At 64.8% G+C, this 18,437-nt stretch carries 28 protein-coding genes and 1 tRNA gene; 22 read left to right on the top strand and 7 right to left on the bottom strand.

All coding sequences use genetic code 11. From position 1 onward, the window contains the following. Positions 1 to 7 precede the first annotated feature (7 nt). Positions 8 to 205, bottom strand: a complete 198-nt coding sequence (locus tag P6U25_RS18760; RefSeq protein ID WP_407146238.1) for a hypothetical protein — start codon at positions 203 to 205, stop codon at positions 8 to 10. A 72-nt stretch (positions 206 to 277) separates the two neighbouring features. Here P6U25_RS18760 and P6U25_RS18755 point away from each other — a divergent pair, with 72 nt between their 5' ends. From P6U25_RS18755 to P6U25_RS18655, 21 genes are all read left to right on the top strand, one after another. Next, complete coding sequence (locus P6U25_RS18755) at positions 278 to 631, top strand: hypothetical protein (protein WP_407146237.1); 354 nt, start codon at positions 278 to 280, stop codon at positions 629 to 631. Positions 632 to 651: 20 nt separating this feature from the next. After that, the gene (locus P6U25_RS18750; RefSeq protein WP_407146236.1) at positions 652 to 801 is read left to right on the top strand and encodes a hypothetical protein; all 150 of its coding nucleotides are present in this window, start codon (positions 652 to 654) and stop codon (positions 799 to 801) included. Continuing rightward, a complete protein-coding gene (locus tag P6U25_RS18745; protein ID WP_407146235.1) occupies positions 798 to 1,247 on the top strand; it encodes a hypothetical protein in 450 nt (149 codons plus the stop codon). Before P6U25_RS18750 ends, P6U25_RS18745 begins: the two co-directional genes overlap by 4 nt. Then, positions 1,244 to 3,259 (top strand): hypothetical protein, encoded by a 2,016-nt coding sequence (locus P6U25_RS18740; RefSeq protein ID WP_407146234.1) that lies wholly within the window; start codon positions 1,244 to 1,246, stop codon positions 3,257 to 3,259. Before P6U25_RS18745 ends, P6U25_RS18740 begins: the two co-directional genes overlap by 4 nt. A 3-nt stretch (positions 3,260 to 3,262) precedes the next feature. Next, positions 3,263 to 3,700: a hypothetical protein gene (locus P6U25_RS18735; RefSeq protein WP_407146233.1), complete on the top strand. Its 438-nt coding sequence runs from the start codon at positions 3,263 to 3,265 to the stop codon at positions 3,698 to 3,700. Further along, complete coding sequence (locus P6U25_RS18730; protein WP_407146232.1) at positions 3,697 to 4,008, top strand: hypothetical protein; 312 nt, start codon at positions 3,697 to 3,699, stop codon at positions 4,006 to 4,008. The genes P6U25_RS18735 and P6U25_RS18730 overlap by 4 nt, the downstream gene beginning before the upstream one ends. A gap of 1 nt (position 4,009) precedes the next feature. After that, positions 4,010 to 4,231: a hypothetical protein gene (locus P6U25_RS18725; protein ID WP_407146231.1), complete on the top strand. Its 222-nt coding sequence runs from the start codon at positions 4,010 to 4,012 to the stop codon at positions 4,229 to 4,231. Then, entirely contained in the window at positions 4,232 to 5,257 is a 1,026-nt protein-coding gene (locus P6U25_RS18720; protein WP_407146230.1) for a hypothetical protein, read from the top strand. Continuing rightward, positions 5,254 to 6,003 (top strand): hypothetical protein, encoded by a 750-nt coding sequence (locus tag P6U25_RS18715; protein ID WP_407146229.1) that lies wholly within the window; start codon positions 5,254 to 5,256, stop codon positions 6,001 to 6,003. Before P6U25_RS18720 ends, P6U25_RS18715 begins: the two co-directional genes overlap by 4 nt. 16 nt (positions 6,004 to 6,019) lie before the next feature. Continuing rightward, positions 6,020 to 6,388: a hypothetical protein gene (locus P6U25_RS18710; protein ID WP_407146228.1), complete on the top strand. Its 369-nt coding sequence runs from the start codon at positions 6,020 to 6,022 to the stop codon at positions 6,386 to 6,388. 282 nt (positions 6,389 to 6,670) lie between these two features. Continuing rightward, positions 6,671 to 7,879, top strand: coding sequence for a baseplate J/gp47 family protein (locus P6U25_RS18705; protein ID WP_407146227.1), 1,209 nt, complete (start codon positions 6,671 to 6,673; stop codon positions 7,877 to 7,879). Next, positions 7,876 to 8,574: a hypothetical protein gene (locus P6U25_RS18700; RefSeq protein WP_407146226.1), complete on the top strand. Its 699-nt coding sequence runs from the start codon at positions 7,876 to 7,878 to the stop codon at positions 8,572 to 8,574. The genes P6U25_RS18705 and P6U25_RS18700 overlap by 4 nt, the downstream gene beginning before the upstream one ends. A 32-nt stretch (positions 8,575 to 8,606) precedes the next feature. Then, complete coding sequence (locus tag P6U25_RS18695) at positions 8,607 to 10,400, top strand: hypothetical protein (RefSeq protein WP_407146225.1); 1,794 nt, start codon at positions 8,607 to 8,609, stop codon at positions 10,398 to 10,400. Next, positions 10,393 to 10,935 carry a DUF4376 domain-containing protein gene (locus P6U25_RS18690; RefSeq protein WP_407146224.1) on the top strand — a complete coding sequence of 181 codons (543 nt, stop codon included), beginning with the start codon at positions 10,393 to 10,395 and terminating at the stop codon, positions 10,933 to 10,935. The genes P6U25_RS18695 and P6U25_RS18690 overlap by 8 nt, the downstream gene beginning before the upstream one ends. 52 nt (positions 10,936 to 10,987) lie before the next feature. Further along, complete coding sequence (locus P6U25_RS18685; protein ID WP_407146223.1) at positions 10,988 to 12,142, top strand: TIGR02594 family protein; 1,155 nt, start codon at positions 10,988 to 10,990, stop codon at positions 12,140 to 12,142. 11 nt (positions 12,143 to 12,153) lie between these two features. After that, the gene (locus tag P6U25_RS18680; RefSeq protein WP_407146222.1) at positions 12,154 to 12,462 is read left to right on the top strand and encodes a hypothetical protein; all 309 of its coding nucleotides are present in this window, start codon (positions 12,154 to 12,156) and stop codon (positions 12,460 to 12,462) included. Positions 12,463 to 12,489: 27 nt separating this feature from the next. After that, the gene (locus P6U25_RS18675) at positions 12,490 to 12,909 is read left to right on the top strand and encodes a hypothetical protein (RefSeq protein ID WP_407146221.1); all 420 of its coding nucleotides are present in this window, start codon (positions 12,490 to 12,492) and stop codon (positions 12,907 to 12,909) included. Then, a complete protein-coding gene (locus tag P6U25_RS18670) occupies positions 12,893 to 13,228 on the top strand; it encodes a hypothetical protein (protein WP_407146220.1) in 336 nt (111 codons plus the stop codon). The genes P6U25_RS18675 and P6U25_RS18670 overlap by 17 nt, the downstream gene beginning before the upstream one ends. 143 nt (positions 13,229 to 13,371) lie before the next feature. Further along, positions 13,372 to 13,710 carry a hypothetical protein gene (locus P6U25_RS18665; RefSeq protein WP_407146219.1) on the top strand — a complete coding sequence of 113 codons (339 nt, stop codon included), beginning with the start codon at positions 13,372 to 13,374 and terminating at the stop codon, positions 13,708 to 13,710. 11 nt (positions 13,711 to 13,721) lie between these two features. Further along, positions 13,722 to 14,171, top strand: coding sequence for a hypothetical protein (locus P6U25_RS18660; RefSeq protein ID WP_407146218.1), 450 nt, complete (start codon positions 13,722 to 13,724; stop codon positions 14,169 to 14,171). A 115-nt stretch (positions 14,172 to 14,286) separates the two neighbouring features. Beyond that, positions 14,287 to 15,390 (top strand): acyltransferase family protein, encoded by a 1,104-nt coding sequence (locus P6U25_RS18655; RefSeq protein ID WP_407146217.1) that lies wholly within the window; start codon positions 14,287 to 14,289, stop codon positions 15,388 to 15,390. Here the strand turns inward: P6U25_RS18655 and P6U25_RS18650 are convergent. From P6U25_RS18650 to P6U25_RS18630, 5 genes are all read right to left on the bottom strand, one after another. Next, a complete protein-coding gene (locus tag P6U25_RS18650; RefSeq protein ID WP_407146216.1) occupies positions 15,275 to 16,234 on the bottom strand; it encodes a methyltransferase domain-containing protein in 960 nt (319 codons plus the stop codon). The two genes, P6U25_RS18655 and P6U25_RS18650, sit on opposite strands and share 116 nt — an antisense overlap. A gap of 179 nt (positions 16,235 to 16,413) precedes the next feature. Further along, positions 16,414 to 16,614 (bottom strand): hypothetical protein, encoded by a 201-nt coding sequence (locus P6U25_RS18645; protein ID WP_407146215.1) that lies wholly within the window; start codon positions 16,612 to 16,614, stop codon positions 16,414 to 16,416. Then, a complete protein-coding gene (locus P6U25_RS18640) occupies positions 16,611 to 16,817 on the bottom strand; it encodes a hypothetical protein (protein ID WP_407146214.1) in 207 nt (68 codons plus the stop codon). The genes P6U25_RS18645 and P6U25_RS18640 overlap by 4 nt, the downstream gene beginning before the upstream one ends. A 40-nt stretch (positions 16,818 to 16,857) precedes the next feature. Then, positions 16,858 to 17,142, bottom strand: a complete 285-nt coding sequence (locus tag P6U25_RS18635) for a hypothetical protein (protein WP_407146213.1) — start codon at positions 17,140 to 17,142, stop codon at positions 16,858 to 16,860. Further along, positions 17,139 to 17,579, bottom strand: coding sequence for a hypothetical protein (locus P6U25_RS18630; RefSeq protein ID WP_407146212.1), 441 nt, complete (start codon positions 17,577 to 17,579; stop codon positions 17,139 to 17,141). Before P6U25_RS18630 ends, P6U25_RS18635 begins: the two co-directional genes overlap by 4 nt. A gap of 138 nt (positions 17,580 to 17,717) precedes the next feature. Between P6U25_RS18630 and P6U25_RS18625 the strand changes: the two genes are divergently transcribed. Next, positions 17,718 to 17,791, top strand: a tRNA-Cys gene (locus tag P6U25_RS18625). Positions 17,792 to 17,834: 43 nt separating this feature from the next. Here P6U25_RS18625 and P6U25_RS18620 read toward each other — a convergent pair. Then, a complete protein-coding gene (locus P6U25_RS18620) occupies positions 17,835 to 18,017 on the bottom strand; it encodes a hypothetical protein (RefSeq protein WP_407146211.1) in 183 nt (60 codons plus the stop codon). Between the last annotated feature and the right edge of the window lie 420 nt (positions 18,018 to 18,437).

Below are 18,437 nucleotides of genomic sequence, written 5' to 3'. Positions count from 1 at the left end.
CTTGCCTTTATCTGTTGAGCGGATCGAACGGGCTGAAACCTGGCCCGATCTCGACCTCACGGGCGGCGGCCAGTGCGCTATCGATCCGATGGGCGAGATCGCGACACGCCTCTGGGGACAGAAACTGTAGTCCGTTCGCTAGTTTCCACCCGTTGACGATCGCGACGCCAGAGCCGTCCGGTTTTCGTTCTTTCGTATCTGTCATCACCTGATTCCATCAAAAGCTGTCCAGTATAGGCCTCAAATGACAAACCCGGAACCCGAAACGCCCTCGCAGATGTTGATAGCGGCCGCCCAAGAGATGGGGGACCATATCGACGCCAAGGGGCGGCGGATCGTCGCCAAGGCGCTGGATGCGCTGCAATATTTCCGCCTGACCAAGATCATGGGGGCATCCTCCAGCAACGATGCGGCGATGGACCTCGCCGCAATCGCCTGTACGGTGCGCAAGATCGACGCCCAGGACATCGCGATGCCGGCAACCGAGCGCGACGTCGAATTCCTGATCCAGCAGCTCGGCTTCGAGGGCATTTCGGCTGCAGGGGAAGCGCTGAAGAAATTGCGCACGCCGGTTGCCAAGCCCGATCAACCGGATGGCGCTGCCGAAGCGATGGCCGCGGCAAAAAACTGAGCCAGCGACCCGCGTTCAAGTTGCGGGTCGCGGCCACCAATGTGGGCCTGCCGTTCGACGTCGCGTTTTCCGTCGACGACGACTTCGTCATCGCCTGGATCGTCACGCATGGCGAGAACAACGGCGGCTCGTTCGACTGGTTGACCGGGCAGTGGGGAGCGCGGCGATGATCAGCTTCGAGGAGTTCGAGCGCCAGCTCGCCTCGGCGGTGCGAACGGTCAAGCCGCGGCTTGCGATCGGGCTCGACAAGGTCGGGCATCTCGCCGAGAGCCTGGCCGCCGAATATCCGGGGCACCAACAGCCGGGCTGGGCGCCGCTTGCCGCGGCCACCATCCGCGACAAGCAAGCCAAGGGTTTTCCGGTGCCATCGCCCTTGAAGCGGACCGGCGAGATGGCGGCCTCCTATCGCAAGGAGGTCGATGTTGCCGAGCTCGCGCTGGTGATCGGCTCGACGGAGAAAATCGCGCTGTGGCAGGAGATGGGGACCTCGCGCGGCATCCCGCCGCGCCCGGTCTGCGCCAAGGCGCTATCGAATTCGTTGCCCTATGCGCGTGACGTCTTCGGTGAGACGGCAATTGCGCTTCTGACCGGCAAGGGAGTGGCATTGATCAGATGATTACCTCCTTTGAAGTCGGAGCCGTCTTCAAGATTCTGGATCAGGCCTCTCCCGCCTTGCGGAAGATGCTGGCGACGATCCGTGAGCTCAACAAGCAGATCGCCGAGGCCAAGCTTGCCATCAAGGGCTTTGCCGACACGCCAGCGCTCGCGACCGCGATAAGCGAGACCAAGCTGCTCGCTGACGAATGGAAGAACGTCGCAAAGTCGGCGACCGCCGCGAACCGCGCGATCGGCCGCGCCACGGGACGCCAAGCAACCCTTGCGGGCCCCGGGGCAGCCGCTGTCGCTGAGACGCAGGCGATGGCCAACGCCTGGACGCAGCTTGCGACCTCGATGACGGCCGTGCGCGCGGCGGGGCGCCGGGCGCTTCCGCCACCGCCCGGGATGCCGACGGCGCCGGGCGGCGGCGGTGGCGGCGGCCGGCATCGGCCACGCTTTCTTGCCGGCAATAGCCATGTCGGCGGACCCTCGCTTGCACTTGCCGGCGGCAGCCATGTCAGCTTCCGCGGCGGCGCTGCGGCTGCGACCGGTCTTCTGGGCTACGGCGCCTATGAGGCGGCGCAGATGGAGGATGCGGTCTTCCAGTTGATCTATCACTCCGGCCTGGAGCAGAACGACAGCAACCGTTCGCGCTTCCGCAAGATCCTGCAGGATTCCATGGCCGAGAGCGGCTATTCGCTGCATGACGTCGCCGAGAGCGCCAAGCAGGAAATCCGCATGTTCCAGGGCACGCCCGGCGGCGGCATCGAGGTGCTGCCGGAGATGCTGCGGGCGGCGACGATCGAATCCCGCCTGAAGGGCGAGAGCCCGGAAGAATCCATGAAGGCGTTGATCGGCTTGGCGCATATGACCAAGCAGTACGATCCGGAGGCGATCAAGAAGCTGGCGCCGGCGTTCGCGTTCCTGTCGACCGCCAATCCGAGCTCGCTCGGCTCGATCGAGCGCGCCGCGGGCTATGCGGTGCCGATCCTGCAGTCTTCGCTCGAGATCGATCCGATGCAGACGCTTCTGCTCGGCACCGCCTTGACCCGGGCCGGTGCGACCTCGACCAAATCGGGCACGTGGCTGCGCGAAATGGCGCTGCGCGCGATGCCGGGCACGGCGATCTTCGAGAGCGAGAAGAAGGCCGAGCATCACGACGAACTGTTGAAGCGGCTCGGCCTGCTCGACGACAAGGGAAAACCGCTCTGGTTCACCAACGGCCGGCCGGACATCTTCAAGCTCTTGGAGACCGCCGGCACCAACCTTGAGAAGATCCCGCTCGCCGAACGGGCTGGCGTCGAGCGCAAGCTGTTCGGCGCGCAGGGCTCGGGCGGTCTTGCCCTTCTCACCGATCCTGCGGTGCGCGAGCAGATCGCGGCGCTCTCGAAGGAGATGAACTCGGCGGAGTTCAAGAACCGCTACGGCGGCTTCGTCCAGGCCTATCAACAAGGCTCGACGGTGCAGCAGGCGCGCACCGCGATGGCCGAGTTCAACATCACCTTGATGGATATCGGCGCCCATGTGCTGCCCGGCGTCAACGGCGCGCTCCGCGACTTCAAGGGAGTGCTGCAGTCGATCCGCGACGTCATTCCAGGCGCCAAGGGCGGCGACACCTCCTCGACCGTGCTCAAGCGCGGCATGGAGGGCGCGGCGATCGGTGCCGGCTGGGGCCTGTTCGGCGGCCCCGGCGGCGTTGCGGGGGGAGCCGCGATCGGCGGCGTCGCCGGTGTCGCGGCGGGCTTCATGGAGAGCTACGCGAAGGAGCAGGCCAAGACGCAGGATTCCAAGACCACGGAAGACTTCGTCGAGGCGCTGAAGCGTGCCAACCAGGGCGCCGTGCTGGGCGCGCCCGGTGTCGCGCCGCAGGCCTCGCGGCCGATCTCGCTGTCGCTCAACATCGACGGCCGCACGCTGGCGCAGGCGGTCTCTGACGTGCTGCAGTCCTACTACACCTTTGCGACGCAAGCGCCCGGCGCCGACGGCACCGGGCAATATTATTCCGGCGACCACAACTTCCCGAGCAAGTAGCGAATGCCGACCGATGTCTTGAGCCTGGGCGGGATCGTCTTCGACCAGTATTCGACGCCGCGCGACATGCCGTTCGGCGGCGAGCAGGCCATGGTCGTGCACAAGCTGCCGGGCGGGGCTCGCGTGATCGACACGCTCGGGCCTGACGAGGCCGACGTGTTCTTCTTCGGCTTCTTCTTCGGTGACAATGCCTATGCGAGTGCGCTCGCGATCGACGCCATGCGGGCGGCGGGGCAGGTGGTGCCGCTGGTCTGGGGCGGCCAGTACCGCTCCGTGATCATCCGTCATTTCCTGCCGCGGGTGCGCCGGATGCCGCTCTGGGTGATGTACGAGGTCTCCTGCACCGTGGTGCAGAACCCGATGTTGGGAGCGCTCGGCGGCATTCCCTCGACGATGGATTCCCTCGTGCTCTCTGATCTGGCGCTGGCGGCTTCGCTATGAGCATCCCGGCTGCCATCACGGCTGAACTTGCCAATCTGCAGGCACAGGTCAAGGCCGCAAGCCCGCTCTCCAGCGCCTCGCGCCCGATCGTGCTTGCCATGCAGCTCAATGCCGCCCAGCTCGTGGCCGACGTGCAGGCGGCGCTGGTGGCGCCCTCCGTGCTCGACAGTTGGGTTGCGCCATCCGATCCGGCCGCGATCGTCACCGGCGTGCTCGGCGTCTCGGTGGCGGCAGAGGATGCGAGCAACCTGTCCTTGATGCGCGGCGTGGTCGGGCGCGTCGCCAGCAACCTCGATCAGTTGGTGTGACATGAGCACGGGCTATATCGCCTCCACGGTGCCGGCGCAGATCGTGCGGGTCTCAGACACCACGCTGTTCGACGTCGCGATGCGTGCAACCGGCGATGCGCTGCAGTGGGTTGCGATCGCCCAGCTCAACGGGCTGACCGATCCGTGGGTCACTGGGCTTGCCGAAATCCTGATTCCGCCGGTGCTGCCGTCGGGCCAGCCGACCGGCATCCTGGGCCTCTGAATGGCGATCACCTCCGGCGTCGGGCCGCATGCGGCCTGGCTCATCGTCAACGGCACCAGCCTGCCGATCGAGCATGGCGAGGTCAGCCAGGAGGCCAAGCGCAAGTCGTCGTCGTTCTCGGCGTCGATCCCGCTGTCCTATCCGGGGGCGGCGGCAACCTTGGCAACGCTCGGCGACAACGAGGCCTCGATCACGGTTTTGGTGCGTGGGGCAACCGCGACGCTGGTGACGGGCGAGGTCGATTCCACCACCTTCGACTTCATCGGCCGCACCATCCACGTCACCGGGCGCGACAAGTCGGCCAAGCTGCACGACAACAAGGCGAGCGAGAAGTGGCTGAACAAGAAGCCGTCCGAGATCGTGCAGGACCTGATCGGCCGGGTCGGTCTATCCGGCAGCGTTGCGGCCAGCGCGATCATGGCGGGCAAGAAGCTCGAGCAGGACTTCGTCCATCTCGCCGACAACGTCTCGTTCGCCTACATCATCCACAAACTCGCCCAGCTCGACGGGGCGCGCTGGTGGGTCGATGCCAACGGCCAGTTCCAGTATGTGCCGCTCGGCAGTCCGCAAGGATCCTATTCGATCTTCATCAACCAGCAGGCCCAGCCGATCTCGTCGGACTGTCTGGTGCTCAGAATCCATCGCAACGTGCAGGCGGGAAAAAGCATCGCGGCGACGGTGAAGGCCTGGCACCCGAAACTGAAGAAGGTGTTCTCCTACACCTCCAATGTCGAGGGCAATGGCGGGCCGATCAACTACAACTACCACATTCCGACCCTGCAGGAAGATCACGTCAAAAAGTACGCCAAGTCACAGGCGACCGAGAAAGCGCGCCATGAATTGCAGGTGCGCGCTACCGTGGTCGGCGATCCGTCGGTCTCGGCCGGTATGGGCCTGCAACTGACCGGCTCGACGTACTTCGATCAGGTCTTCGAGATCGACACTGTGCACCACGAGTTCGGCATGAGCGGCTATCGCACCTCGATCACGGCGCGCAGCGCCAAGAGCGGGAGATCGGCCTCGTGAGCGGTGATCTGGAAAACTTCGTGCTCGGCGTCGTCGAGCGCTGGTGGGCCTCGCGCTATTCCGAGCGCCACGGCATCGTCACGAGCTACGATCCGAAGAAGTACCTCGCCAAGGTCACGTTCCAGCCCGAGGGGCAGGAATCCGGTTGGCTGCCGATCGAGACCGGCCACATCGGCGAGGGCTACGGCATCCTGATCGGGCTGCAGCCTGGCGGCGGCGGGGCGCAGCCGGCGGGATCGCAGGGTGGCGGGGCGACCGACAACCAGGGTGATCAGGTCATCGTCCGTTTCCAGGAGGGCGACTTCGAGGCCGGCAAGATCGTGCAGCGGGTGCATTCCGACCAGGACACGCCGCCGCAGGTGCAATCCGGCGAGATCATGCTGTGGACCAAGTTCAAGAATTCCGGCGGCCCGCAGCCCGATGCGGCCGATGGCGGCCAGGGCGGCACCGGGCAGCAGATCTATTTCAAGAAGGATGGCTCGATCTCCTGGACCGACGGCAACGGCGCCACCATCAAGTGCGACGGCAACGGCAATGTGATCATCGACTGCAAGACCTTCACCGTGGTCGCCTCGAGCGATGCCGGCATCAAGGCTAGCGGCAACGTCGAGATCAAGGCGGGCGGCACAGCCGGCATTGATGCCGGCTCGAAGGTGGTGGTTCAGGGCGGTGGCGATGTCTCCGACGGCAGCGTCACGGGTGCCGGCAGCCAGCCCAGCATCCCGCCGTTCGAAGTGCCGGGCTAGACGGAGTCCCTGATCGATGGCTGACCTCGCGCTCGAATGGCACGACGATTTCCAGGTGGATTCGACCGGCGACCTTCTCGTGGTCGACGGCGATGACGAGGTGCGGCAACGCCTGGAGCGGCGGCTGTTCACGGCTGTGCAGGGCTATGTCTGGCACAAGGACTATGGGGCAGGCTTGCCGCAGAAGGTCGGCAGCGTGCTCTCGGTGGCCGCGATCCGCTCGATCGTCGCCTCGCAGCTCGCGCTCGAGGCTTCAGTCGCGCCCAACCCGCCGGCACAGCTCACGGTGTCGGCCAATCCGAACAACGCTGCACAGGTCAACATCGCGATCCAGTATTGGGACGCGGCGACCGGGGTGAGCGTTTCGTTCTCGATCACGACGTGAGGCAATCACATGCGTGACCTTTCAACGGGCCTCGGCTGCGCGATCGCTGCCGTCCTCTTTTTCGGCGGCCTCTATCTTGTCGCTTACCTTCTGTTCTGCATCGGCGGACGCTGCGCGTAAAGAAGGCCTGGTTCAAGGCGCCGCTGCCGACGCCTCGCCACCGAGCGGTCACCCCGGCAACGCGCGCGAGCCTGCGAGATAACCTGACAGGTCGGCCCGCGCACCCCGCTGGCAGTTGTCCCCATCTTCAAAGTCTTAACCCGCAAGGGATCGAAGCCGTCAATGCCAACCCTTCCCACCCAAAGCTTCCAGACGATGGTGTCCAACATCGTCGCCGGAATTCAGGGCCGCGCCTCGAAGCTGATCAACTTCTCGATCGGCTCGACCTTGCGCGCGGTCGCGGAAGGCTTTGCCGGGCTGTTCCTGTGGTTTCAGGCGCTGGTGCTGCAGCTCCTCACGGCGACGAGGCTGTCGACCTCGAGCGGCAATGACGTCGACACCTTCACCGCCGACTTCATGCCGGTTCTTGCGGGCAGCCAGACCGCGGCGTTGCCGAACGGCTCGCCCCGGCTAGGCGCCCAGGCCTCCAGCGGGCAGGTGACCTTCGGCCGCAACACGGCTGGCCCGTCATCGTGCTTCATCCCGGTCGGCGCGACCGTGCAGTCGACCGACGGCTCGCAGAATTTTGAGGTCACCGTCGACACCACCAATGCGGCCTATTCGGCGACGCTGAACGGCTATACACTCCCGGCCGCGGTCGCGACCGTGGTCGTTCCGGTCGCCAACCTCGTGCCGGGCGCGGCCGGCAACGTTGCAGCCGGCGGCATCACCGTGATGACGAGCCCGATCACCGGCATCGACTATGTGGTCAATGCCTCCGCCTTCACCAACGGCGCCGACAAGGAGAGCGACACTGCGCTGAAGGCTCGCTTCTCGGCCTATATCCTTGGTCTTGCCCGCGGCGACATCTACGGCCTGGCCTCCTCGATCGAGGGCACCGCGATCAATGTGCAGTGGACCCTGACCGAGAACTACAACTACGACGGCTCGGTCCGCTACGGCTATTTCTTCGTGATCGCCGACGATGGTTCTGGCTCTCCGTCATCTGCCTTCCTCAACGCGGTGCTAGGGGCGGTTGATGCGGTGCGGCCGCTCGGCGTGCAGGGGCAGGTGTTTGGCCCGACCATCGTGACCGCCAACGTCGTGATGCAGATCACGACCGCGGCAGGTTACACCCACAGCACGGTAGTCGCGGCGGTCGCGGCCGCGCTCCAGTTCAACATCAATTCGCTCGGGCTCGGCAATCCGCTTGAGTTCGGCCAGCTCTATTCCTGGGCCTATGCGGTCCCCGGCGTCACGAACGTCACCGGCGTGACCTTGAACGGCCTGTCGGGCGATGCCGCCTCGCTGACCACGACCAAGCCGACGCTCGATGGCTTTTCGACCATCAACTACAAGACCATCAAGGCCGGCACGGTCACGGTGTCATGACCATCCAGAACGGCTATTCCGCGCCGGTCGGCTCATCGGCGAACAACGCCTGGCGCGTCTGGACCACCATCCCGAAGCGATGGTTTGCCTGGACCGCGCCATTGCGCGACGCGCTGATCGGCGGCCTCTCGGATGCAGCCGCGGCCTGCTACAGCTTCTATGCCTACGCCAAGCTGCAGACGCGGATCGCGACCGCAACCGGTCCCTGGCTCGACCTGATCTCCTACGATTTCCTCGGCCGCAACCTGCCGCGCGGCGCCCTTCAGGATCCGCAATATCGCGCGCTGATCCTGGCGACCATCCTGCAAGAGCGCGTCACCCGCGCTGCAATGGTGCAGATCCTGACCAAGCTCAACGGCTCGGCGCCGTGGATCTTCGAGCCGTGGAATACCGGTGACACCGGCTCCTACGGCGGCTTCACCATGGGTTACGGCGTCGGCCATGGCGGCTGGGGCAACATGAACATGCCGGCGCAGGCCCTGATGCAGGTCAAGCGCCAGGCGCCCTCCGGCGTGCCGAACGTCAACGGCTATGGCAGCTCGATCGGCGGCTACGGGCATGGCGCGATCGAATGGATCGGGCCCTCGATCGAACAGGTCGGGCTGACCGATGCGCAAATCTACCAGGTGATCAACCAGACCCGGCCGACCTCGGTCGCCGTGTGGGTCGCGTTCGTCTCGACGCTTCGCTCCTAACCATTCTCCCTTCAAACTGAGAGCAGACCAGCATGACCGATCGCACGATCGTGTATGACGGCGCTTTGCCGCAAGCGAACGACATCCTCAATACGTCCAAGTTTGCGATGTTGGGCGATGCGTTCATGGCGCTGGCGACGCTTGGCAACAGCGGCAGCAATCCTTCGACCGTCGTCGCAGGTCTTGCCTGCACGCCGACGCTGCCGGCGAGCCTGCAGGTCAATGTCGGGCCCGGCGTGATCTTCTCGGTCGATCAGGTCGATGCCACCGCCTACGGCGATCTCGGCACCGATTCCAACCAGGTCTACAAGATGGGGATCCGGGAGGCGACCGGCACACTGACGATCACGCCGCCGTCGACCAGCGGTTTCTCCCAGGTCTTCCTGGTGCAGGCGATCCTGTCCGACATCGACGCCGGCTCGACGGTGCTGTCATATTTCAACTCGGCCAACCCATCGATCCCACTCTCCGGTCCGTCGAATTCCGGCATCTCGCAGAACACCACGCGCACCTGCGTCTGCACCGTGGCGCTGAAGGCCGGCGTTGCCGCCACGACGGGCACGCAGGTCAACCCAGCGCCGGATGCGGGCTACACTGCGCTCTACTACATCACGGTCGCCAACGGCGCGACCCAGATCACGAGCGGCAACATCGTCCAGGTCGGCGGCGGCTTCGAGCCGTTCGTCAACACGGCGCTGCCTTACATGCCGCGCGCCGTGCAGACCGGCGGCTGGAACTGGGTGGTCGATTCCGGCACCGCCAGCAACCTTGTCGTGACGATGTCACCGGCGCCGCTCGCCTACGTCGGCGGGCTCGAGGTCAAGGTCAAGGTCTCCGCGGCGCCGATCGGCGCCTCCGTCATCAACGTCAACGGCCTTGGCAACAAGTCGATCGTCAACCCCGACGGCAGTCCGATCACCTCGAACCAGTGGACCGCGGCGGCGATCCTGCGCCTGGTCTATGACGGCACCAGCTTCCAGTTGACCTCGGCCTCGAAATCGGCCGGCACCACGATCCCGCTGCAGGCCAACGCGACGTTCTATGTCAATTCGAGCCTCGGCAGCGATTCCTTCGACGGCACCAGCGCAACCCATACGAGCGGCACGGTCGGCCCCTGGGCGACGCTGCAGCACGCCATGGACGTCATCACCCAGTACAATCTCAACGGCTTCAACATCACAGTCAACGTCGCCAACGGCACCTATGCCAACGGCCTGACGCTGAAGGCGCTGGGCGGCAGCGGCAATGTGTTCTGGGTCGGCAACTCGACAACGCCTTCCAACGTGAACTGCCAGACCGTCAACCGCACCTCGCTGATCGCGACCGATGCCAGCAAGGTCCATCAGTTCAACGGCTTCAAATGGGGCGCCTCCAACGGCGGCTCGCCGACCGACGAGATGGCCGGCGTCATCGCCAACGGATCGACCCAGCTCCTGATGACGAATTGCGAATGGGGCGCCTGCGTCGATGCCGGCGTCAAGTGCCTTGGCGCTGCCCGCGTCCGCCTCGACGGTCAGGTACGCATCGCAGGCAATATGCTCGCCTTCATCGAGTGCTTCCTCAACGGCATCGTCGACAGCCTGAACATCTCGGCGCCGACGGTCAGCCTGACCTACACAGTGCCCGTCACGTTCAGCACGGCGCAGGTCTGGGCCTATCAGGGTGGCGAGGTCCAGTTCGTCTACGCGTCCACCACCAATCCCGGCAACGCCAGCGGCAAGCGCTACCAGTCCGACTACCAGGGCATGATCCAGACCAACGGCGGCGGCGTCAACTACTACCCCGGCACGGTCGCCGGCACCACCAATGGAGGTCAGTATGCCTAGCTACAATCCGGCCGACTGGTACTGGCAGGCCGACGACGGCCGCATCTTCTCCTCCGCCCGCGTGGAGCTCGTCGCGACCGATGACACGGAGCTCGCAGCGTGGAAGGCCGCGGGCAACGGCCCGACAGTGTGGCCGCGCGACAATGCCGGTGCGCAGACCACCGCGTCGCTGCAGGCGGTGCTGTCGCCCTATGGCCTGTTCGCGGACCTGAAGGTCTACGCGGCCGCGGTCCGCTACAACAAGGTCTCGGGCGGCATCACCTATCAGGGCCACCCGATCGCAACCGATGATGCGAGCCGCGGCAACATCATCGCGGAAGCCGTTGCGGCGCAAGTGATCGGTGCAGGCTTCACCACTGCCTGGAAGTGCTCGGACGGCACCTGGATGGGGCCATTGTCGAACACCCAGATGATCGCCTTTGCGACCGCGGTGCGCAACTACGTCGCCGGCTGCTTTGCGGTCGAGGAGGCGCTCAATCCGTCAACCAAGGCCGATGTCGACAATGCGAGCTGGCCGAATCCTGCGCTGACGTAAAGCGTCGCACCGCGCTCGCGCAAAAATCTCTTCCAGATCACGGAATTTTCCAATGGCCGAGTTCTTCGCAGCCGTTCCCTGGCTCGTGCTGCTTGTCGTCATCATCCGCGAGGCGATCCAGCAGTGGATGATCATCCGCTCGCTCGACAAGGCGCTGGAGCGCGCGCAGTGCACCGTTCCGGCGGCGCCGGCCGTGACGCCAGCGCAACCTGCGCCACCGGTCACCGCGCCTGCAAAGCCCGCGCCTGCGCCGGCAGCCCCGCAGCCGGCAGCGCCGGCCGGTCCCTTCGCCGACTATCCGGCCTGGTATCAGGAAGCGCTGAAAGAGATCGGCTTCCACGAGACCGGCAACAACCAGGGCATTGAGAAGTACATCGCGCTGTCTCATTGCGGGGCGGCAGGCGATCCGTGGTGCGCGATCTTCGCCAATGCCATGCTGGAGCGGGCGGGGATTGCCGGTACCCGCTCGGCGGCCTCGCAGTCGTTCCGCACCGATCCGAACTTCGTCCAGCTTTCAGGGCCCGCCAAGGGCGCCATCGTCGTCTACTGGCGGATCTCAAAGGCCAGCGGGCAGGGCCATGTCGGCTTCTACCGCGGCGAGGATGCAAGCCAGATCTGGACCCTGGGCGGCAACGAGAACGACATGGTGCAGATCGAGGCGCTGCCGAAGGATTCACCGTCCTTCGGTCTCGTCGGCTACTTCTGGCCGAAGTCGGCGGCGTTGCCCGCGATCGGCGCGGTGATGATGCCGGCCGGATCCTCGACCAGCATGCAGACCGCCGCGGCTGCGGGCGCTGCACCCGCTGCGGTCAACGCCAAACAGACCGGCATCACGGCAACCGTATTCGGCGGCCAGCAGTCAGCCTACGGCGGGGCGATCGACGACAATACCCCGGGTGTGGCGCTGCCCTATCGCTTCTCCGGCGCGCGCCCGCGGGTGCGCGTCACCAATGCCGCAACCAAGGCCTTCATCGACTGCGACATCGTCGATGTCGGTCCCTGGAACACCAAGGACCCGTACTGGCAGACCGGTTCGCGGCCGCAGGCCGAGAGCGGCATCGACCTGACCGGCCGCAAGACCAACAAAGCCGGCATCGATCTCACCATTGCTGCCGCCAACGCAATCCAGATCGATGGCAAGGGGCTCGTCGATTGGGAGTTTTTGCAAAGCCCCGCGCAAGCATCCCCATCCCCAAACGTCGTCTAGGAGACAGACACATGGATCTCAAGTCCGCGGCTGCCGAGGCCGAACAGGTCATCGAAAACGTCATGAAGGTCGAGCCGATCGTGATGACCGCGCTCTCCTTCGTTCCGGGTGCTGCCCCCGTCACCGCCATCGTGCACCCGGCCGTGGTGATGATGGCGCCGTTCATCGAGAACGCGCTGAAAGCGGTCGCCGACGGCAACAACGGCGATGCCTTCACCGCGCTGATCCAGATGATCCAGCACATCACGCCCAACCAGCCGAACTCGCCGATCCTGAGCCAGCCGTCGTCGCTCTCGCCTTCGGCGCAGGGTAGCGGCTAGGCAAGACGAGGAGCTGCGCGCCGTCTCATGATCGGCTACTACCTCAAAGGCCGCCGCTTCGAATGGATGATCACGATCGCGATGCTTTGGCTCGCGGTCGCGATCATGATCTCGCCCGGGATCATCCATGCGAGCGCATTCCAGTGGCTGACGCTCGTGATGTCGCCGGCCTTCGTCGTCGCCGCATTGTTCGGCGTCGGCTGGGTCCGGCTGATCGGGCTTTTGCTCAACGGCCACAAGGTGGGCGGCCAGCGGATCGGCCCGATCATCCGCGCCTCGATGGCCGCGCTCTGCGCGGTGATGTGGGCGCAGTTCGATCTGGCGCTGGTCCAGCTCTCTTTCAATCAGGGGTACATGTCGCCCGGAATCCCGTTCTGGTCGATGTTCGTGCTGGGAGAACTCGACGTGGCATACAGAGCGGTGGCAGGCAATGAAGGATCTGGTTGAGGCACTGGCGCCGTGGCCCGTGGTGCAGGGCATCGTGATCGGGCTTCTGGTTGCAGGCGCCGCATTCTGGGCGATGCGCCGAGGCCTGCAGGACCGCAACCGCCATGAGGCCGGCGCCGACGAGCCGCAGCCGGTGCGTCTCGTCTTCACCGATGAAGAGAAGCGGCTGGAGTGGGGCGCCTACCAGCAACTGGAAAATATCGAACAGAACACCTTCAAGATGGCACTGACCCTGGAGCAGCTTCTGGAAGCGACCAGGCGGCAGACCGAGGCGATGAACCGTCACAACGACATCATGTGGAATGCGCAGCAGAAGTAGCAAGGCTTGTATCACCGCGCCGCTGCCGTCGCATCGGCAGCGGAGCGGTCACCCCGGCCGCATGCGCCGCTGCGAGATAACCTGACCGGTCGCGCCGAGTGCGGCGCTGGTCGCGTTCCCCATCAAATCCTGAAAGATCAGCCATGCTGAAATCTCTCATTCTTGCGGGTACCCTTGCGCTTGCGGCATCGCCTCTGTTCGCCCGCGATCCCGACGGCCGCTACGCCAATTCGCCGCTGCACTCCTGGTACGAAAGCCAGCACAACTCGGTCGGGCAATGGTGCTGCAACGAAGCCGACGGCCACGCCTATTTCGGCGACTATACCGTCAAGGAGGACGGCTCGGTCGTGGCCGACGGCCACACCATCGAGGCCTACAAGGTCCTGTCGGGCCCGAACCCGACCGGGCACGCGGTGTGGTGGTTCACCGAGAACGCCTACGGCCGCATGACCTACTGCTTCATCCCCGGCAGCATGACGTAAGGGGCCACGCCATGAACTTCGATCACCTGCTCATCCATCGCTCCGGAGCACCTTCCGACCGTTTCATCGAGGCCGTCGTCGCGACGCTCGGCGGCTTCCATGGATTCATCCTCGCAACCATCCAAAAGGAGATGACCAAGATGTCCGAACTCGCCGACCAACTGACTGCTGCCGTCACCGACCTCGCGAGCAAGATCGCGGCCCACGACGCCACCGTGCAGAGCGCGATCCAGGTGCTGCAGAATGCCGTCAACAACGGCCTCAACAATGGCGATGCGCCCGCGATCCAGGCTGCGATCACCGCGATCTCGAATGCCTCTTCCAAGCTTGCCGGCGAAACTTCGGCGATGGCCGCGGCGATGCCGCAGCCGGCGGCGCCGAGCTCGACCGCGACGGAGCCGGCCGCATCGACCGGGCCGGCTGCGCCGGCGGCATCGACCGAGACGCCTCCGGCGTCCTGAGACGTTCACCATACGCTGGACGCGGGCCTTCGGGCTCGCGTCCCTCCGTCCCGCAAGGGTTGCCGGCCCGTCAGGGTCTGATATCCTGCCGCACTTTCAGGCAGGGATTTTTACGTTGTCCAATCGCTCCAGCCACCATTTCGTGGCGCTCGATTTCTACCGCTTCATCGCGGCGACCGCGGTCGTCGTTTACCATATCGCCCTGCACGACCACGAACATGGCCGGCTTTTCCCGTGGGTGGAGAAGTTCAACCTGTTCGTCGACTTCTTCTTCGTGCTGTCGGGCTTTGTGATTGCGCATGGCTACGCCGACAGGGTCGATAGCTGGCCCGGCATTGCGACCTTCATGCGCCGCCGCTTCGCGCGGCTCTATCCCCTCCATCTCCTGACGCTGTCCCTGTTCCTCGGCGCGATCGCCGTGATGGCGGCGCTGCACAAGGCGCCGCCGAACCCCGAAAAATATTCACTCTCGCTGCTGCCGGGCCAGATCCTGTTGATGCAGTCCTGGCCGCTGAACGCTCCACTCCAGTTCAACTATCCGGCGTGGTCGATCAGCGTCGAGTTCGCGATGTATCTGCTGTTCCCGCTGCTTATGCTGTGCCGGCGCAGGGCCGGCATTGCCTCAATGGTCGCGATCGCTGGCCTCGGCTTCGTCGCGCTGGAGGTGCTATGGGCCCGCGGCGTCATGACCGCGCCGTACTGGGACGAAAATTACAGCCCGCTGCGGGGGCTGCCGACCTTCACGCTCGGCATCATCATCGCACAGGTCTACAACAAGGTCCGCCACGGCGTGGCGCTGGGCGCGCTGGCGCTGCTCTCCGGCGCAATCCTGATGGTCGCACACGCGAGCGACTACCTGATCATCGCGACCTTCGTCGCCGCGGTGTTTCTCACGGCCTCGGGCGAGGTCGCAACGCCGGACCATGCGCTGAACCGACCGATCGTCCGCACGCTGGGCGATGCCTCCTATGGCATCTACATGCTGCACGCCTTCGTGCTGATGGCCTTCTTCACGTTCGTCTGGAAGGGCAGGGAGGATGCGCCAGGCCCGGTCTACGTGGCGGGCCTGGTCGTGCTGGTGATCGCGCTTGCGATCGTGATCTTCACTGCGTTCGAGAAGCCGATGCGGGACTGGCTCTCCGGCAGACGACCGAAGCCAGCGCCGTCGTTGCATCGCGCGGGTCCATTGAGCGAAACTCCGGCGAAAACTCTTCGATGAGCGCGCCGTCGACCCGGCGCAGCAACTGGCTGTGCACCACCTCCATCCCGGTGTCCGCGAGCAGCTTCAGATGCCCGTGGTGCGGCACGCGGTTGATCAGGTAGGCGCGTTTTCCCCGGACCAGCGACCAGGTCTTCGGCGAGCAGGTCCAGTGCCCGTTCCAGTCGTCGGACAGGTTGTGGCTGCCATAGTCGATCAGGTGCGCCATGACGCCGTCGGGCGTCAGCCAGCGGGCGAAGGTCTCATAGGTCGGCTTCAGGTCGTCGACATGCTCAAGCACCGATTCCGAGATGATCACGTCGGCCGGCTCGTCGAGCTTGGCTGAGGCGATATTCGCCGACGAGCGCGGCCGGATGTAGAGGCCGCCCTTGGAGGCGAGATCGCGGCGGATCAGCGAGACGCGGTCCGGATCGAGCGTCTTTGCGAGCAGCGCATCGGGCAGAAGGTCCGCCGGGAACGCCGGATCATCGATCAGCGGGAAGATGCGCGCACACCAGCCGCCAATCGGCACCGGTGCTCGCGTCTGAAACATGCGAAGGATCACGTCGAAGATCACGAGGTTGCGCTCGTCATCGGTGTGGTCGATCAGGTCGAAGGCGTAGTAGCGCCGGGCGCCCGCAAGCAGCGCGGCGATGCCGACGCCGAACGACGAGCCGGGTCCGAATTCCACGACCGTCTTGTCCGCAAAGCTCGTCCCGGCACGCGACAGCGCCAAGAGATAGCGCATGAAGATCGCATAGGCCCCCTCGGCGCTGAATGCGCCGTCGGTGCCGGTGCCGGAATGCCTGAAGCGGGGGATGAAGTTCGAGGCGGCGCCCTTGACGATGCTCTTGGCTTTAATCATGCGGGTACTCTGAAATGGACTGGCGGAAAGGTTCCAGTGTGCCCGCGCTACGGGATTTTGGCAAGAGGGCTATGTCTGGGGTTGTGCGGCCTAGCGGGCCAGCCAGAGGCCTGCGGCCACGACCAGGATGGCGAGCATCGCGATCGCGGTGAGCGCGCCGCGCAGCTCCAGCCGCGTCTTCATTCGTCGTCCTTGTCGAACATGTTGCGAAACCCGCGCGGCAGCCGCGGGACATCGTCCGGCTTCGGCCTGTTGCAGGTCGGGCAGGGCGCACCGGCCCCGCCGCACCGGCAGGCGTGATTGCCGGTCCAGGGCTGGTCCGGATGGTTCTCGCAGACCCAGCCGGTGTCATCGCAGAGAATGCAGGCGACCTTGGTCATCGCATCAGCTCGAACAGCTCGAGAACCTCGGACAGTCGCAGCTTTGAGCCGGAGGGCATGTCCTGCAGCAGCATATGCCGGACGCGGGCTGCGATCTCGTCGCGCCGGATCGGACTTTGCTCGGCATGAAACGCGCGCATCTCAACCCTGAACTGGCGCGCGGTTTCTGGTGAGATTTCGATCGGCTTGCGGGTGATGGGCATGCCGGGAAGATAGGGATTCCGGGCACATTTTGCGAATCGGTCAGGCGAACAGGTCCTTGCCGGCCTGCGTCATCCTCGTGAACGTCCCGCTTTCGTGGACCGGCTCGAGCCAGCCGCGCTCGATCGCGAAATTGAGGCCGGCGCGGTATTCGGCCGGCGTCGCCTTGTCCTCGAGGATGAACGGCCCGTTGATCACCTCGATATAGATCCGGCCGTCCTGGATCGGCTCGAACTTGAAGGCGTGCTCCATCAGTCGGCGCGCCGCCTTCTCCGGGTTGGCGTAGGGCCGGCGCTGCCCGGCGGGACGGTCATCGACGTATTTCATGGGTGCTGGCCGAAGCGGTGGCATTGATCGATGTGTGCCGGCATCGTCGCCGCGGTGATCTCGGCACCGCAGAAGCAGCGCGCCTGGCCCGAGGTGACCTGCGTCGGCAGCCTCAACCCCTCGTCCCACATTCGATACAGCCAGGCCGTCGAGTCCCGCTTGTGGCGCCATTCTTCGAAGTCGGCCTCGGTACGCTCCGACAGAAATATCGCCCAGGCCTTGAGGAAGGCATCTCTGGCTTCCGGGAAGGTGTCGGCACTCCCCGCCGTGCAGTCGCCGGGCTCGCTGCCCGGATAGAAGCCGCAATGCCAGTTCCAGCGCTCGGCATTGCCGGGATTGCCGACGGCGCGTGCGATCGCGCCGGCATGGATGTCGCCGTACCAGATTTGCCAGCAGTTGCGGCCGTCGGGGTCGAGGCGTCGGGTGAGCTCGGGCATGGGCGCAGCCTAGCGAGAACAGACCGGGCACGCCAGTTTCGGAAATCACACGGAATTTGAGTTTCGGAAATCTGCGGAACAGCGCCTCAGGTGGCTTGCCTAACCCATTGAGGGTCTATATCAATCGCCCCGCGTCGGGGCCACGTGGCGGAGTGGTTACGCAACGGTCTGCAAAACCGTGTACACCAGTTCAATTCTGGTCGTGGCCTCCACCTTTCTCATCAATCACTTGCGGTCAACAGATAAGACGCTGCCTTAACTGGCGGCGTGCCAGCCATCGGGAAACGGAATCAGCGGCCACGGCGCGCGGTTGTCGTTGGCGGCGCGCGGCGGCGGCTTAACGCGGGGCAGGGGTTGAGCCAAGAAATTCTCCTCGGAAACAGGCGCGATGGCGGTTCGCACGGCGTCCAACAGCAGATCCAATTCGACTTCGCTCATCGCGCTCTCCGGGGTTCGAGAGCGCCATGGTCGCAAAACTGTCTTGTGTCTGAATTGAGCCGATCGTTCGAATTTTAGCTAAAGAACGCCGGCATGAACCCAGCAAATAGATTCGTCTTTGCCACGTCGGGACCCTAGGTCCGGCAGTAACGGCTTCGTGTGAAAGAAATCACATTCCGGGAAAAACTATCTCGATACCAACAACTCTGCTCGTCGTAACCGGCCGCGTCGATCTCGGCCCCCGTGCCTTTGATCGCGGCCCCCGCCTGCAATGGAGATGGGAGGGCGCGCTGGGCACGCTGCGAGACAGGCAAATCCTTGCCTCGCAGCGAGTTTACGCTGCTGTTAAAGTTGGGCCCGGACTGTCATTTGGTTCTTTGCAAGGCCGAAAGGCTTTGTTATACGCTGCCCGCTCGCGAA

This window comes from Bradyrhizobium sp. ORS 86 (assembly GCF_045571475.1).
GTDB lineage: Bacteria > Pseudomonadota > Alphaproteobacteria > Rhizobiales > Xanthobacteraceae > Bradyrhizobium.
The sequence above is the reverse complement of the archived record's forward strand: the minus strand, read 5'-3'. Positions and strand labels throughout refer to the sequence as shown.

Coding starts and splice junctions, on each gene's coding strand:
- P6U25_RS18760 (WP_407146238.1), bottom strand. CDS start 205: ATGACAGATACGAAAGAACGAAAACCGGACGGCTCTGGCGTCGCGATC.
- P6U25_RS18755 (WP_407146237.1), top strand. CDS start 278: ATGTTGATAGCGGCCGCCCAAGAGATGGGGGACCATATCGACGCCAAG.
- P6U25_RS18745 (WP_407146235.1), top strand. CDS start 798: ATGATCAGCTTCGAGGAGTTCGAGCGCCAGCTCGCCTCGGCGGTGCGA.
- P6U25_RS18740 (WP_407146234.1), top strand. CDS start 1,244: ATGATTACCTCCTTTGAAGTCGGAGCCGTCTTCAAGATTCTGGATCAG.
- P6U25_RS18735 (WP_407146233.1), top strand. CDS start 3,263: ATGCCGACCGATGTCTTGAGCCTGGGCGGGATCGTCTTCGACCAGTAT.
- P6U25_RS18730 (WP_407146232.1), top strand. CDS start 3,697: ATGAGCATCCCGGCTGCCATCACGGCTGAACTTGCCAATCTGCAGGCA.
- P6U25_RS18725 (WP_407146231.1), top strand. CDS start 4,010: ATGAGCACGGGCTATATCGCCTCCACGGTGCCGGCGCAGATCGTGCGG.
- P6U25_RS18720 (WP_407146230.1), top strand. CDS start 4,232: ATGGCGATCACCTCCGGCGTCGGGCCGCATGCGGCCTGGCTCATCGTC.
- P6U25_RS18710 (WP_407146228.1), top strand. CDS start 6,020: ATGGCTGACCTCGCGCTCGAATGGCACGACGATTTCCAGGTGGATTCG.
- P6U25_RS18705 (WP_407146227.1), top strand. CDS start 6,671: ATGCCAACCCTTCCCACCCAAAGCTTCCAGACGATGGTGTCCAACATC.
- P6U25_RS18700 (WP_407146226.1), top strand. CDS start 7,876: ATGACCATCCAGAACGGCTATTCCGCGCCGGTCGGCTCATCGGCGAAC.
- P6U25_RS18695 (WP_407146225.1), top strand. CDS start 8,607: ATGACCGATCGCACGATCGTGTATGACGGCGCTTTGCCGCAAGCGAAC.
- P6U25_RS18690 (WP_407146224.1), top strand. CDS start 10,393: ATGCCTAGCTACAATCCGGCCGACTGGTACTGGCAGGCCGACGACGGC.
- P6U25_RS18685 (WP_407146223.1), top strand. CDS start 10,988: ATGGCCGAGTTCTTCGCAGCCGTTCCCTGGCTCGTGCTGCTTGTCGTC.
- P6U25_RS18680 (WP_407146222.1), top strand. CDS start 12,154: ATGGATCTCAAGTCCGCGGCTGCCGAGGCCGAACAGGTCATCGAAAAC.
- P6U25_RS18675 (WP_407146221.1), top strand. CDS start 12,490: ATGATCGGCTACTACCTCAAAGGCCGCCGCTTCGAATGGATGATCACG.
- P6U25_RS18670 (WP_407146220.1), top strand. CDS start 12,893: ATGAAGGATCTGGTTGAGGCACTGGCGCCGTGGCCCGTGGTGCAGGGC.
- P6U25_RS18665 (WP_407146219.1), top strand. CDS start 13,372: ATGCTGAAATCTCTCATTCTTGCGGGTACCCTTGCGCTTGCGGCATCG.
- P6U25_RS18660 (WP_407146218.1), top strand. CDS start 13,722: ATGAACTTCGATCACCTGCTCATCCATCGCTCCGGAGCACCTTCCGAC.
- P6U25_RS18650 (WP_407146216.1), bottom strand. CDS start 16,234: ATGATTAAAGCCAAGAGCATCGTCAAGGGCGCCGCCTCGAACTTCATC.
- P6U25_RS18645 (WP_407146215.1), bottom strand. CDS start 16,614: ATGACCAAGGTCGCCTGCATTCTCTGCGATGACACCGGCTGGGTCTGC.
- P6U25_RS18640 (WP_407146214.1), bottom strand. CDS start 16,817: ATGCCCATCACCCGCAAGCCGATCGAAATCTCACCAGAAACCGCGCGC.
- P6U25_RS18635 (WP_407146213.1), bottom strand. CDS start 17,142: ATGAAATACGTCGATGACCGTCCCGCCGGGCAGCGCCGGCCCTACGCC.
- P6U25_RS18630 (WP_407146212.1), bottom strand. CDS start 17,579: ATGCCCGAGCTCACCCGACGCCTCGACCCCGACGGCCGCAACTGCTGG.
- P6U25_RS18620 (WP_407146211.1), bottom strand. CDS start 18,017: ATGAGCGAAGTCGAATTGGATCTGCTGTTGGACGCCGTGCGAACCGCC.